Raw genomic sequence first — 14,064 nt, 5'->3', positions numbered from 1 at the left:
GCCCCGATGGCTCTCGCCGAACTCCCCGAATACCCCTGGGATGCGATGGCGCCGTTCGCGGTGCGCGCCAGGGAGCACGCTGACGGCATCGTCGACCTGTCCATCGGCTCCCCGGTGGATGCGACTCCCGACCTCATCCGCCGGGCGCTGGCAGAGGCGACGGACGCGCACGCGTACCCGCAGACGGTCGGGACGCCCGCCCTGCGCGAGGCGATCGTCTCCTGGTTCGCACGCCGCCGTGGCGTCACCGGCCTGACGGTCGACAACGTCCTTCCCACGATCGGCTCCAAGGAGCTCGTCGCGTTCCTCCCCTTCATGCTCGGCCTGGGGGAGGGCGACGTGGTCGTGCATCCACGGGCCGCATACCCGACATACGCGATCGGCGCGGCGATGGCAGGGGCAGAGGCGCTCGCGAGCGACGACCCCGCCGAGTGGCCGCGGAACACCAAGCTGGTCTGGCTGAACAGTCCTGGCAACCCCGACGGCCGCGTGCTGTCCGTGGAGGAGCTGCGCGCGGCGGTGGAGCGTGCGCGCGAGCTGGGAGCATACGTCGCGAGCGACGAGTGCTACGCCGAGCTCGGCTGGGACGCTCCCTGGGACGAGACGCCCATCCCGAGCGTGCTCGACAAGCGCGTCATCGGAGACTCCCGGCGCAACGTGATCGCGGTCTACTCGCTGAGCAAGCAGTCCAACCTGGCGGGCTACCGCGCCGCGTTCATCGCGGGATGCGCGACCGTGGTCGGGCGTCTGCTGACCGTCCGCAAACACGCGGGTCTCATGCTGCCTGCTCCACTGCAGGCCGCGATGGTGACGGCACTCGGCGACGACGAGCACGTGTCCGTGCAGCGCGAGCGCTACCGGGCGCGGCGCGACCTGCTCCGCCCGGCGCTCGAGGGCGCCGGCTTCCGCATCGACCGCAGCGAGGCGGGGCTGTACCTGTGGGCGACAGAGGGCAGGGACGCGTGGGAGACCATCGGGCGGCTGGCCGACCTGGGCATCCTGGCCGGGCCGGGAGTGTTCTACGGCGACTCGTCCCCGCAGCACGTGCGGCTTTCGCTGACCGCGACGGACGAGCGGATCGCCGCCGCAGCGGAACGCCTGCGCGCCGTTGGAGAGACTCTCTAACAGGATCGGCCCGCTTTTGCACGATGCGACAGTTGTCGCTGCCGTTCGTTAGGCTGTATCCGCACGACTTTTGCAGCGCTGCCACGATCAGCGCGCGAACCCAACCATTATCCCTGGAGGCGTTGTGAGCGGAATCGGCACCGATAAGGCACAGGCGGGCAGCGCTGTTCCCGCCCGCACCGAAGCGGCGACCGCTTCGCTGAGCTACCCGGGTGGCACGGCCGAGTTCCCGATCCTGTCCAGCGTCTCCGGTGCGTCGAGCATCGACTTCTCCACGCTGACCAAGCAGACCGGCCTCACCAGCCTCGACTACGGCTTCGTGAACACGTCGGCCACACGGTCGGCCATCACCTACATCGACGGCGACGCCGGCATCCTGCGCTACCGCGGGTATCCGATCGAGCAGGTCGCGCAGAACTCCACATTCCTCGAGGTCGCCTGGCTCCTCATCTACGGCGAGCTTCCGAGCGCCAGCGAGCTGGCCGAGTTCGACGAGCGCATCCGCCGCCACACGCTGCTGCACGAAGACCTGCGCCGCTTCTTCTCCGCCCTCCCGCACGACGCGCACCCGATGTCCGTGCTGTCGAGCGCCGTCTCGGCGCTGTCCACGTTCTACCAGGACTCGCTCAGCGTGCACGACCCTGAGCAGATCGAGCTCTCGACCATCCGCCTGCTGGCCAAGCTGCCGGTGATCGCGGCGTACGCGCACAAGAAGAGCCTCGGCCAGGCGTTCCTCTACCCGGACAACTCGCTGAGCTTCGTCGACAACTTCCTGCGCCTCAACTTCGGCACGATGGCGGAGCCGTACGAGGTGAACCCGGTGCTGTCGAAGGCGCTGGAGCGTCTGCTGATCCTGCACGAGGACCACGAGCAGAACGCATCCACCTCGACGGTCCGCCTGGTCGGCTCGACGCAGGCCAACCTGTTCGCGTCTGTCTCCGCGGGCATCAACGCGCTGTACGGCCCGCTGCACGGCGGCGCCAACGAGGCCGTCCTCGACATGCTCGCGGGCATCCGCGACTCCGGCGAGAGCGTGCAGAAGTTCGTCGAGCGCGTGAAGAACAAAGAAGAGGGCGTGAAGCTGATGGGCTTCGGGCACCGCGTCTACAAGAACTTCGACCCGCGCGCCCGCCTGGTCAAGGAGTCGGCGGACGAGGTGCTCACCGCCCTCGGCGTCCACGACCCGCTGCTCGACATCGCGAAGGAGCTGGAAGAGGTCGCGCTCGCCGACCAGTACTTCATCGACCGCAAGCTCTACCCGAACGTGGACTTCTACACCGGCGTCATCTACAAGGCGATGGGCTTCCCGACCAGGATGTTCACCGTCCTGTTCGCGATGGGCAGGCTTCCCGGCTGGATCGCCCACTGGCGCGAGATGAACAGCGACCCAGCCACGAAGATCGGCCGCCCGCAGCAGCTGTACACGGGTTCCGCCGAGCGCAGCTGGCCCACCGGCCGCTGACCGTCGCTCCCGCCGCTCTCGCTTAGTGCGCGGGGCGGAGGGTGAGGGTCTGGTCGGCCGCTGCGGCGATGGCGGTGCGCGAGAATGGCCACGGACGCGTCTGATTGTGCTGCCAGAGCGGTGTCTGGTCCGTGTAGTGCGGACTGAACGCGTGACCGGAGGCACCGGTGAGATTGATCCAGGTGCTCTTGTCGAAGTCGCTCAGGTCGATCACTTGCCGCATGGACGGCACCCAGTCCACCTGATAGCCGACGGAAGCGTCCCAGCCCACCGCATCCACCACGCTTGAGCTGCCGCCGACCGGGTACGGTCCGCGGTTGAACAGCCACTCGATCGGGGCGACCCCCGACTCGCCGAAGCTCGCGTTGGTGAGCTCGATGGTGTGGATGCGGTCCCAGCGCCAGGTAGTCTGGTCGCCGCCCATGAGCCGTCCCGCCTCTGTCCAGGCCTTGTCGGCGACCACCTCGAACATCGTGTCCCTGTCGCTTGTACCGAGCTTGGAGTCCACCCACCAGGACGAGTTCTGGTCTTTCACGAGGTTCTGCACCACCGCGAACCACCTGTCGCCTCCCACCGGCGGCGCTGAGGCGGGGAGCTTGCGGCCGAACGCCTCCTGCAGCAGCGTGCGCCAGAACACGTTGAAGTACGCGGCGGCCGGGCTGTCGGCGTCGTCCTGGTAGTTCCACCCCGCCAGAAGCTGCGCTGCCCGGTAGACGCCGGAGGAAGGATCGGCGCTCGCCCCGAGCTCGCGGATGATCGGCACGAGGGTGGCGGCGTTCGCGTCGTACTTGTCCGCCTGGATCGACGCGTAGTCTGCGGCGGTGAGCTTCCTGCCGTCGGCGATCAGCTTCGTGAGCCTCACCTGAATCTGGTTGGCCCGGAAGCCGTACTCCCAGTCCTTGGTGATGAGCTGCGGGAAGGCCGGTCCGACCGCGGCGTTGTTGGCGGTGACGATGACGCCGCTCGGCGGGTTGTACACCGACGGCAGCTCGTCGTACGGGATGGTGCCGACCCAGCCGTACCTGCTGGTCCAGCCGGGGACCGGCATGGTCCCGTCTCCTGAGGCGCGGATCGGAACGCTGCCGGGCGCCTGGTAGCCGATGTTGCCGTCGACGTCCGCGTAGATGAGGTTCTGCGACGGCACCTGGAAGCTCGCGGCCGCCGCGCGGAAGCTCGCCCAGTCGGTGGCGGTGTCGAACGCGAAGATCGCCCCGGCTGTCGGCCCAGGGGTGAGCGCCGACCACTGCAGCGAGAGCTGGAAGGTCTGCGCCGGCACGCCGAGCTTGCCCGCCTGGTCTTTCGCGATGATCCCGAACCCGTCGGTGAGGTCGGTGACGATGGGACCGTGGCGGGTCGACCGCACGGTCAGCGGGACGTCTTTGCCACCGGCGACCTTGATCGTCTCCTTCCTGATCGTCAGCGGCACCTGGGCGCCGTCGTACTCGTAGGTGTCGCCGGTGACCTTCTCCTCGTAGAGGTCCGCGACGTCCGGCCCCAGATTGGTGAACCCCCACGCGACGCGGTCGTTGTGCCCGATCACCACGCCGGGGAGACCGGAGAAGCTGAACCCGGCGACGTCGAACGGGCAGTCAGGCCCGACCGTGCGGCAGTGCAGCCCGATCTGATACCAGACGGACGGCATCGCCGCTCCCAAGTGCGGATCGTTCGCCAGCAGGGGCTTGCCGCTCGCCGTGTGCGCCCCGGACACCACCCAGGAGTTGGACCCGATGTCGCTTCCCGCTGGGCCGAGGAGGGTGGGCAGCGCATCCAGGCTCGTCGCCAGTTGGGCGAGCGCAGGGGCGTACGAGGCGGGCGTCGCCGGATCGTCGGCAGCAGTCGGGGAAGCAGTGTCGGCGGCAGGTGCCGCAGCGGCGTCGGCGGACGGCGTGCTGGAACTCGACCCGCCCTGCCCATCCGCGCTCCCCGACGCGGCGGCGTCCGGCGTCGTGCGCGCAGGATCGCCGTCGCCCTCCGCCGTGATCGTGGGGTGCGTCGAATACGGATACGCGGGATGCAGCTCGGCGATCTGCTGCGGGGTGAGCGTGGTGGAGAGCAGCGCTCTGTCGATCTCGTCCTCGAGGTTGGAACGGAGGTCCCAGGCCATCGCCTTGAGCCAGGCCACCGAGTCGGCCGGCGTCCACTTCTCCGGTTTGTAGCCGGGGTTCTGCAGGCCGAGCACCGCGTATTCGAGCGAGAGCTCGGCTCCGGAGTGCCTGGCGAGGTAGGCGTTCACGCCGTCCGCGTAGTCCTGGTAGTAGCGCAGCTGCGTCTTGTCGAGCAGCTTCACCTCCTGCTCGGCGACGGTGCGCCAGCCGAGGGTGCGGATGAACGTGTCTGTCGGCACCTGGCTCGCTCCGAACATCTCCGAGAGCCGCCCTGCCGTGACGTGGCGTCGGAAGTCCATCTCCCAGAAGCGGTCCTGCGCGTGCACGTAACCCTGCGCGCGGAACAGGTCGTCGGCCGTCGACGCCTCGATCTGCGGAACCCCCGCGTCGTCCCTGTACACCGTCACGGCCGACGACAGCCCTGGCACGTCGATCGTGCCGGAGGTCTGCGGGAATGACCGCACCACGGTCCAGACACCGAGGCCGCCAGCGATCACGACCAGGACGAGCAGCACGGCGACGACGATGCCGATGACCCGCAGCACACGATGGTGTCGTCGTAGTCGGGGGGTGTCGTCGCCCACGCCAGTCCTTCCGGTGGTTGGTGTCCTGCGACTGTAACGCATGGCGGTGACGCCCAGAATGCCCGCGCGAGAACTGTGGACAAGTCCCGCTGTGGATGCTGGGGGCGACGATCGTCAGTGCGCGTTGAGCCCCGCCCAGGCCATCCGCTCCAGCACCGGCCGCACGGTCGCGGCGTCCACACTCGCCCCGCCGACGCGCGCCGTGTGCGGGGTGGAGTTGATGAGTCCGAACGCCGCTTGCACGCGCATCCGGAGCTCGTCGGGGGAGAGGGAGGGGTGCAGGCGGCCGAGCACGCGCATCCACAGGTCGATGTACTGGCGTTGCAGTCGGCGGACCGCCCGGCGCTCGTCGCCGGGAAGGGCGTCGAGATCGCGGTCCTGCACGCGGATCGTGTCCGGTTCGGAGACGGCGAAGTCGACGTGGAAGACGATCAGGGCGCGCAGGGCGCTCGCCGGGTCGTCAGCCGCGTCCTCGACGCGCGTGCCGCCCTCGAGCAGGCGCTCGCTGACGCCGACCAGGAGCGCGGCGAGCACGGCCTGCTTGGAGGAGAAGTGCCGGTACACCGCCGGGCCGCTCACTCCTGCTGCCGAGCCGAGGTCTTCGATCGAGACCCCGTTGAAGCCGCGCTCGGAGAACAGGGTCGCCGCAGCGCCGAGCAGGGCGGCGCGCCTGTCCGCTTTCGCCTGGCTGCGCTGGGTGGGTCGCCCAGCGTCCTGGGTGCTTGCTGCGAGTTCGGTCATGGCGTTCTTCCGGGTGCTGGACTTTTGAGTTAATGAACACTAACCTAAATTCGAGTTAGTGACCACTAACCGAATGGTCCACCAGACCGACTGTCGACGACGACGAAGAGCGAGACGCGAACATGCCAACGCTGACCAGCGCCACCAGCGCGACGGACACCGGGTACGAGCAGAACGAGGCCGCCCAGCGCGCCCTCGTGTCCGAGCTCCGCCAGCGCCTCGCCACCGCAGCCGCCGGAGGGCCGGAGCGCTCCCGTCAGCGGCACATCGCCCGCGGCAAGCTCCTCCCGCGCGAACGCATCGACGCCCTCCTCGACGACGGCAGCCCGTTCCTGGAGATCGCACCGCTCGCCGCGACCGGGATGTACGACGACGAGTCCCCGGCGGCCGGCGTGATCGCCGGCATCGGCCTGGTGCACGGACGCCACGTGCTCGTCATCTCCAACGACGCAACGGTCAAGGGCGGCACCTACTACCCGATGACCGTCAAGAAGCACCTCAGGGCGCAGGAGATCGCGCTGGAGAACAAGCTCCCGTGCATCTACCTGGTCGACTCCGGCGGCGCGTATCTGCCGATGCAGGACGAGGTCTTCCCCGACCGCGACCACTTCGGCCGCATCTTCTACAACCAGGCCAGGCTGTCGGCGGCGAAGGTGCCGCAGATCGCCGCGGTGCTCGGCTCCTGCACCGCCGGGGGCGCGTACGTGCCGGCGATGAGCGACGAGACCGTGATCGTGCGCAACCAGGGCACGATCTTCCTCGGCGGTCCTCCGCTGGTGAAGGCGGCGATCGGGGAGGTGGTCACGGCAGAGGAACTCGGCGGTGGCGACCTGCACGCGAAGACCTCCGGCGTCGTCGACCACCTCGCGGAGGACGACAGGCACGCCCTGCAGATCGTGCGCGACATCGTCGCGACGCTGCCGGAAGCAGCCCAGCCGGTGTGGGAGGTGCATCCCACCGTCGAGCCCGTCGCCGACCCAGCAGAGCTCTACGGCGTCGTCCCCACCGACGTGCAGGCGCCGTACGACGTTCGCGAGGTCATCGCCAGGCTGGTGGACGGCAGCGAGCTGCACGAGTTCAAGAAGGAGTACGGCACGACGCTGGTCACCGGCTTCGCGCGCATCCACGGGCATCCGGTGGGCATCGTCGCGAACAACGGCGTGCTGTTCAGCGAGTCCGCGCTGAAGGGCGCGCACTTCATCGAGCTGTGCGACCAGCGCGGCATCCCGCTGCTGTTCCTGCAGAACATCTCCGGGTTCATGGTCGGCCGCGACTACGAGGCCGGCGGCATCGCGAAGAACGGCGCCAAGATGGTCACTGCCGTCGCCACCGCCAGGGTGCCGAAGCTCACGGTCGTGATCGGCGGATCGTTCGGCGCGGGCAACTACTCGATGTGCGGCCGCGCGTACTCGCCGCGATTCCTCTGGATGTGGCCGGCCGCGCGCATCTCGGTGATGGGAGGCGCTCAGGCGTCCTCGGTGCTCGCGACGGTCAAGCGCGAGCAGCTCGAAGGCAGGGGCGAGGAGTGGTCGGCGGAAGCGGAGGCCGAGTTCAAGGCCCCGATCGCGGAGCAATACGAGCAGCAGGGCAGCCCGTACTATTCCACCGCACGGCTGTGGGACGACGGAGTCATCGACCCTGCCGACACCCGCACGATCCTCGGCCTCGCCCTTGACGTCTGCTCCCGCGCCCCCCTCCCCGACACGGCCTTCGGCCTCTTCCGGATGTGATCGCGATGTCCTCCCACTCCTTATCGTCGCAGACGACCGCTGCTCCGTTCGACACCGTGCTCGTCGCCAACCGCGGCGAGATCGCCTGCCGGGTGATCCGCACGCTGCGCCGCCTCGGCATCCGCTCGGTGGCCGTGTTCAGCGACGCCGACCTGGATGCGCCGCACGTCGCCCTCGCGGACGTCGCCGTGCGCATCGGCCCTGCCCCGGCCGCCCACAGCTACCTCGATATCGCAGCCATCGTGGCCGCCGCACGCGCCACAGAAGCGCAGGCAGTGCATCCCGGCTACGGCTTCCTCTCCGAGAACGCCGACTTCGCGGCCGCCTGCGAGGACGCCGGCATCGTCTTCGTCGGGCCAGGCGTTCACGCACTGCACGTGATGGGCGACAAGATCGCGGCGAAACGGGAGGTCGAGGAGCACGGCGTTCCGACCATTCCCGGCATCGCACGTCCTGGCCTCAGTGACGACGACCTGATCGCCGCAGCCGCCGACATCGGCTTCCCTGTGCTTGTGAAGCCGTCCGCCGGTGGAGGGGGCAAGGGGATGCAGTCGGTGCGCTCCGCAGCGGAACTGCCGGATGCGCTCGCCGCAGCCAGGCGGGTCGCGGCGAGCGCGTTCGGCGACGACACCCTGTTCCTCGAGCGTCTGGTGGACACGCCCAGGCACATCGAGGTGCAGGTGCTGGCCGATCGGCACGGGGCGGTCGTGCACCTGGGGGAGCGCGAGTGCTCTCTGCAGCGCCGCCACCAGAAGGTGATCGAGGAGGCGCCGTCGCCCCTGCTCGACGCTGCGACACGGGCGCGGATCGGCGAAGCGGCCTGCGCCGTCGCCGCGAGCGTCGACTACGTCGGGGCGGGGACGGTCGAGTTCCTGGTCTCCGACGCGGCGCCTGACGAGTTCTTCTTCATGGAGATGAACACCAGACTGCAGGTCGAGCATCCCGTGACAGAGCTGGTGACCGGGCTCGACCTGGTGGAGTGGCAGCTCCGCATCGCCGCGGGCGAGCCGCTCGGCTTCGCCCAGGAGGACGTGCGCCTCAGCGGGCACGCCATCGAGGCGCGTGTCTACGCCGAGAACCCGGAGCGCGGCTTCCTGCCGAGCGACGGGCGGGTGCTGGCGTTGCACGAGGCGTCCGGCGATGGCGTGCGGGTCGACAGCGGCCTGGCCGCCGGGGTGCCCATCGTCACCGAGTACGATCCGATGCTCGCAAAGGTCATCGCCTGGGGCCCCGACCGGGTGGATGCGCTCGCCCGCCTCAACCGCGCCCTCGCCGACACGGCCATCCTCGGCGCCGTGACCAACGTGCGCTGGCTGCGCGACCTGCTCGCCGACGAAGACGTGCGCGCCGGACGGCTCGACACCACCCTGATCGACCGCCGGTTCTCCGAGCAGGCGCCCACAGAACCGGACGAGCGCGAACTGATCGCCGCGACGCTGCTCGCGCACCACGACCGTCTCCGTGCGGCTCGGGATGCGGCAGGCCCGCTGTGGGCGGCACCGACCGGCTGGCGGCTCGGCGAGCACAGGGCGGCGGCGTACGACCTGGGATCGGCGATCGTGCGCGTGGCGGGCGACGCATCAGCGCTCGCCGCGGGCACGGCGCGCGTGAGCGTGGACGTTGCGGACGGTGCGGGTGGTGCGGACGCCGTAACGCGCGACGCCGGCCTGCGCGTGCTGCCCCCGACCCATCACGGGGAGCCGGGCACAGTGCTCCTCACGCTCGACGGTGTTGTCACGTCCTTCCGTTTCGCGGCCGACGGCGCATCCACCTGGCTTGCACGGGGCGGAGCGGCGCGCGAGCTGCGGATGCTCGGTCGTGCCGAGCGGGTCGCACGCGACCTCGCCGGGCTGGCACGGGCGGCAGGGGCGGTCGATCCTGAGCTGCGCACGCCGATGCCGGGGACGGTCGTCGCCGTGGCTGTCGCGACCGGCGACCGCGTGGAGGCGGGCGACACCGTGGTCACGGTCGAGGCGATGAAGATGGAGCACCGTCTGGTGGCGCCGCTCGCCGGGACCGTCCACGTGCGCGTTGCGCCAGGCGACCTCGTGAAGCTCGACCAGCTCGTCGCGAGCGTGGAGGCGGACGCCGTCCCCGAATTGCAGGACTCACCCACCGCGCCGCCACCGCCGACCGGCGATGCGCGCGCATCCACAGGGCCGACACCATCGGCCGCAACCCCATGACCGTCGCACCACGACGGTCCACCACGAGACAGGGAACCTCATGACCATGCAGATGACTCGAACGGAAGCAGCGGACACCGACGTCGCCGGCTTCGAGCTCACGGCGGAGCACATCCGACTGCGCGACCAGGTGCGCGACTTCGCAGACACCGTCGTCGCCCCTGCGGCGTACGACTACGACACCCGCCGCAGTCTGCCGTACGACATCATCGCCGAGATGGGACGGATGGGCCTGTTCGGGCTGCCGTTCCCCGTCGAGTACGGCGGACAAGGCAAGGACTACCTGTCGCTGTGCCTCGCCGTCGAGCAGCTCGGCAGGGTCGACCAGTCGATCGGCGTGACTCTGGAGGCCGGCATCGGGCTCGGCGCCATGCCGATCTTCCGCAACGGCACAGAGGAGCAGAAGCAGGAATGGCTGCCCATGCTCGCCCGCGGCGAGGCGCTCGCCGGGTTCGGTCTCACCGAGGCGGACGCGGGCTCCGACGCTGCGGGCACCAAGACGACGGCCGAGCTGCGCGACGGCGAGTGGGTCATCAACGGCTCGAAGCAGTTCATCACCAACTCCGGCAGCGAGATCACCAAGCTCGTCACGATCACCGCGGTGACCGGCGAGCACGAGCGGGCGGACGGGTCGCTCAAGAAGGAGCTGTCCGCGATCCTCGTGCCCGTGGGAACGCCCGGGTTCGTGCAGGAGCCGTCGTACGACAAGGTCGGCTGGCACACGTCGGACACGCATCCACTGACCCTCACGGATGTGCACGTGCCGGAGGCGAACCTGCTCGGCGAGCGCGGCCGCGGATACGCGAACTTCGTGCAGACGCTGGACGAGGGGCGCGTCGCGTTCGCCGCGCTCTGCACGGGAGCGGCGCAGGGCTGCCTCGACGAGGCGATCCGGTACGCGAAGAGCCGCAACGTGTTCGGCCGCCCGATCGGCGCCAACCAGTACATCGCGTTCAAGATCGCCAGGATGCAGGCCCGCGTTCACACCGCGCGGCTCGCGTACTACGACGCCTGCTTCAAGCTGATGGCCGGCAAGCCGTTCAAGATGGAGGCGTCGATCGCCAAGCTCACCTGCAGCGAGGCCGCGATGGACAACGCCCGCGACGCCACCCAGATCTTCGGCGGGTACGGCTTCCTCAACGAGAACCCGGTCGCGCGTCACTACCGCGACTCCAAGATCCTCGAAATCGGCGAGGGCACCACGGAGGTCCAGCTCATGGTCATCTCGCGCGCCCTCGGTTTCAACGCGTAACGCAGCCATCGAGCCGGGAGTTGTTCACACGACACGCCGAGTGGATGCGTGCACAACTCCGGACTCGATCGTCAGGAAGGGAAGACAGTGATCGACAAGGTGGTGGCGAGCGCCGCGGAGGCGGTCGCGGACGTCGCGGACGGCAGTTCGCTCGCCGTCGGCGGGTTCGGCCTGTGCGGCATCCCGAGCGCGCTCATCCAGGCGCTGCACGAGCGCGGCACGACCGACCTCGAGGTCGTCAGCAACAACTGCGGCGTCGACGACTGGGGGCTCGGTATCCTGCTGGCCGATGGTCGCATCCGCAAGATGATCAGCTCGTATGTCGGAGAGAACAAGGAGTTCGCCCGGCAGTTCCTCTCCGGAGAGCTGGAGGTGGAGCTGACCCCGCAGGGCACCCTGGCCGAGAAGCTGCGGGCCGGCGGAGCGGGCATCCCGGCGTTCTTCACGCCGGCCGGGGTTGGCACGCAGATCGCCGAGGGCGGCCTGCCGCGCCGGTATGCGGCGGACGGGTCGGTCGCGGTCGCCTCCGAGCCGAAGGAGGTGCGCACCTTCGACGGCGCCGACTACGTGCTGGAGCGCTCGCTGACCCCCGACTTCGCGCTCGTCCACGCGGCCAAGGGCGACCGGTACGGCAACCTCGTCTTCCACGCAGCGGCCATGAACTTCAACCCGCTCGCCGCAATGGCCGGCCGAGTCACCATCGCCGAGGTGGAGGAGCTGGTCGAGCCGGGCGACCTCGACCCAGGCACCGTGCACATCCCCGGCATCTTCGTCCAGCGAGTCGTGCACGCGCCAAATGTCGAGAAGCGCATCGAGCGCCGAACCGTCCGCCTCGACGATGGGAGCGCCCGATGAGTCTCAGCCGCGCCGAACTGGCCGCCAGGGTGGCGCGTGAACTGCGCAACGGGCAGTACGTGAACCTCGGGATAGGGATGCCCACTCTCATCCCGAACTACATCCCGGACGACGTGGAGGTCATCCTGCACTCCGAGAACGGCGTGCTCGGCGTCGGCCCGTACCCGGAGGATTCGGCGGTGGACCCCGACCTGATCAACGCGGGCAAGGAGACGGTCACCGTCAACAGCGGCGCGGCGTTCTTCGACTCCGCCCTGTCGTTCGGGATGGTGCGCGGCGGCCACGTCGACGTCGCCGTGCTCGGCGCGATGGAGGTGTCGCAGAACGGCGACCTCGCCAACTGGATGATCCCCGGAAAGATGGTCAAGGGGATGGGCGGAGCGATGGACCTCGTGTTCGGCGCCAAACGTCTCATCGTCATGATGGAGCACGTCGACAGGGAGGGGCGGCCGAAGATCGTCGCCGAGTGCTCGCTGCCGCTGACCGGCACCGGATGCGTCGACAGGATCATCACCGACCTGGCCGTGATCGACGTGGTGCGGGGCGGCGGGAACGACGCCCCGGCGCGGCTCGTGCTCCGCGAGACGGCGCCAGGAGTCACCGTCGACGAGGTGCTGGCCGCCACCGGCGCTCCCCTCACCGTGGAGCTGAACGGGAGCGCAGCATGAGGGAGATCGAGCAGCGCGGCCTCTACTTCGAGGAGTTCGAGGAGGACACTCGTTACCTGCACCGCCCAGGGCGGACGGTGACAGAGGCCGACAACGTGTTCTTCACCACCCTCACCATGAACACGCAGGCCCTGCACCTCGACGCAGCCTGGTCGGCGACGCAGCCGTTCGGCGAGCGACTGGTCAACTCGATGTTCACTCTGGCGACCCTGGTCGGCGCCTCGGTCGCCCAGCTCACGCAGGGCACGATCGTGGCGAACCTGGGGTTCAGCGACGTGACGTTCCCGCATCCACTGCACCACGGAGACACGCTGTACTCGGAGACGGTGGTGGTGGCCAAGCGGTTGTCGTCGTCGCGGCCGGGCCAGGGCATCGTGACGCTCGCGCACACCGGCCGCAACCAGGACGGGGTGATCGTCGCGACCGCCACCCGCCAGGTGATGATGTGGTGCATGGATGCGCACCTCGACGTGGGCTCCGCAGGCGGAGGCGGGGAATGAGCGCGCCCTTCTCGTTCGGCCCTGCGCTGCTGTTCTGCCCCGCCGATCGCCCTGAACGCTACGCCAAGGCGCTCGAACGGGCGGATGCGGTGATCATCGATCTCGAAGACGCCGTCGACCCCACCCGTCGGGCCGACGCAAGAGAAGCGCTCGCCGCCTCGGATCTCGACCCGGATCGGGTGATCGTCCGCGTCAACCCGGCGGGGACCGACGACCACGCCGCCGACCTGTCGGCGCTCGCCGTGACGCCGTACAGCACGGTGATGCTGCCGAAGGCGGAGTCCGTGGCCGACCTGCGCGACCTCGGAGGGTTGGCGGTGATCGCGCTCTGCGAGACGGCTGCCGGTGTGCTCGCGGCGCCGCGGCTGGCGTCGGCCGGCGAGGTGATCGCGCTCATGTGGGGCGCGGAGGACTTGGTGGCGTCGCTCGGAGGAACATCGAGCCGCCACGCGGACGGACGCTATCGGGATGTGGCAGCGCACGCTCGCACGGCGGTGCTGCTCGCGGCCGGAGCGGCGGGGATCGCCGCGGTGGACACGGTGCACCTCGACATCGACGACCTCGCCGGCCTCTCGGAAGAGGCGGAGGACGCGGCGGCGGTCGGGTTCGCGGCGACCGCGTGCATCCACCCCGGACAGGTGGAGACGATCAGGGCGGCGTATCGGCCGACCGACGACCAGGTTCACGATGCGCGCGAGCTGCTGGACGCCGCAGCCGCCGCCGGGGGAGTGTTCCGCTACCGCGGCAGGATGGTGGACGGCCCGGTGATCGCGCACGCGCGGTCAGTGCTGGCGCGCGCGGCGAGCTGAGCGCGGCCGGCGAGCAGGGCGCAGGCCGCTGCAACCCGGGCGCGTCG

Annotated in this window: 11 protein-coding genes; 9 read left to right on the top strand and 2 right to left on the bottom strand. The window is 69.6% G+C overall.

Annotation, left to right across the window (positions count from 1 at the left end; translation table 11 throughout):
- Positions 1–6: 6 nt before the first annotated feature.
- Together dapC and ACIRCZ_RS06240 are read left to right on the top strand one after the other, a co-directional pair.
- The gene (gene dapC, locus ACIRCZ_RS06245) at positions 7–1,125 is read left to right on the top strand and encodes a succinyldiaminopimelate transaminase (protein ID WP_402850737.1); all 1,119 of its coding nucleotides are present in this window, start codon (positions 7–9) and stop codon (positions 1,123–1,125) included.
- Positions 1,126–1,324: 199 nt separating this feature from the next.
- On the top strand, positions 1,325–2,587 hold the full coding sequence (locus ACIRCZ_RS06240; protein WP_055896560.1) for a citrate synthase: 1,263 nt from the start codon (positions 1,325–1,327) through the stop codon (positions 2,585–2,587).
- 22 nt (positions 2,588–2,609) lie between these two features.
- Here the strand turns inward: ACIRCZ_RS06240 and ACIRCZ_RS06235 are convergent, their stop codons facing one another.
- Positions 2,610–5,276, bottom strand: coding sequence for a penicillin acylase family protein (locus ACIRCZ_RS06235; protein ID WP_402850734.1), 2,667 nt, complete (start codon positions 5,274–5,276; stop codon positions 2,610–2,612).
- Between the two features lie 114 nt (positions 5,277–5,390).
- Positions 5,391–6,017 carry a TetR/AcrR family transcriptional regulator gene (locus tag ACIRCZ_RS06230; RefSeq protein ID WP_055895730.1) on the bottom strand — a complete coding sequence of 209 codons (627 nt, stop codon included), beginning with the start codon at positions 6,015–6,017 and terminating at the stop codon, positions 5,391–5,393.
- A gap of 122 nt (positions 6,018–6,139) precedes the next feature.
- On the opposite strand from ACIRCZ_RS06230, the gene ACIRCZ_RS06225 reads away from it, so the two are divergent.
- The 7 genes from ACIRCZ_RS06225 to ACIRCZ_RS06195 all read left to right on the top strand — a co-directional run bounded on the left by ACIRCZ_RS06225 (position 6,140) and on the right by ACIRCZ_RS06195 (position 14,017).
- Complete coding sequence (locus ACIRCZ_RS06225) at positions 6,140–7,747, top strand: carboxyl transferase domain-containing protein (protein ID WP_402850731.1); 1,608 nt, start codon at positions 6,140–6,142, stop codon at positions 7,745–7,747.
- Positions 7,748–7,752: 5 nt separating this feature from the next.
- Positions 7,753–9,933: a biotin carboxylase N-terminal domain-containing protein gene (locus ACIRCZ_RS06220; RefSeq protein ID WP_402850728.1), complete on the top strand. Its 2,181-nt coding sequence runs from the start codon at positions 7,753–7,755 to the stop codon at positions 9,931–9,933.
- 40 nt (positions 9,934–9,973) lie between these two features.
- Positions 9,974–11,185, top strand: coding sequence for an acyl-CoA dehydrogenase family protein (locus tag ACIRCZ_RS06215; RefSeq protein ID WP_055895735.1), 1,212 nt, complete (start codon positions 9,974–9,976; stop codon positions 11,183–11,185).
- A gap of 87 nt (positions 11,186–11,272) precedes the next feature.
- On the top strand, positions 11,273–12,040 hold the full coding sequence (locus tag ACIRCZ_RS06210) for a CoA transferase subunit A (protein WP_402850725.1): 768 nt from the start codon (positions 11,273–11,275) through the stop codon (positions 12,038–12,040).
- Positions 12,037–12,708, top strand: coding sequence for a CoA transferase subunit B (locus tag ACIRCZ_RS06205; RefSeq protein ID WP_402850722.1), 672 nt, complete (start codon positions 12,037–12,039; stop codon positions 12,706–12,708). Before ACIRCZ_RS06210 ends, ACIRCZ_RS06205 begins: the two co-directional genes overlap by 4 nt.
- Complete coding sequence (locus ACIRCZ_RS06200; RefSeq protein WP_402850719.1) at positions 12,705–13,208, top strand: MaoC family dehydratase; 504 nt, start codon at positions 12,705–12,707, stop codon at positions 13,206–13,208. The genes ACIRCZ_RS06205 and ACIRCZ_RS06200 overlap by 4 nt, the downstream gene beginning before the upstream one ends.
- Entirely contained in the window at positions 13,205–14,017 is an 813-nt protein-coding gene (locus ACIRCZ_RS06195) for an HpcH/HpaI aldolase/citrate lyase family protein (RefSeq protein ID WP_402850716.1), read from the top strand. Before ACIRCZ_RS06200 ends, ACIRCZ_RS06195 begins: the two co-directional genes overlap by 4 nt.
- The last annotated feature ends 47 nt before the right edge of the window (positions 14,018–14,064 follow it).

The sequence above is a fragment of the Leifsonia sp. NPDC102414 genome (assembly GCF_044765685.1).
In the GTDB taxonomy this organism is placed as follows: domain Bacteria; phylum Actinomycetota; class Actinomycetes; order Actinomycetales; family Microbacteriaceae; genus Leifsonia.
This window is presented reverse-complemented; position numbering and strand designations above follow the sequence as displayed.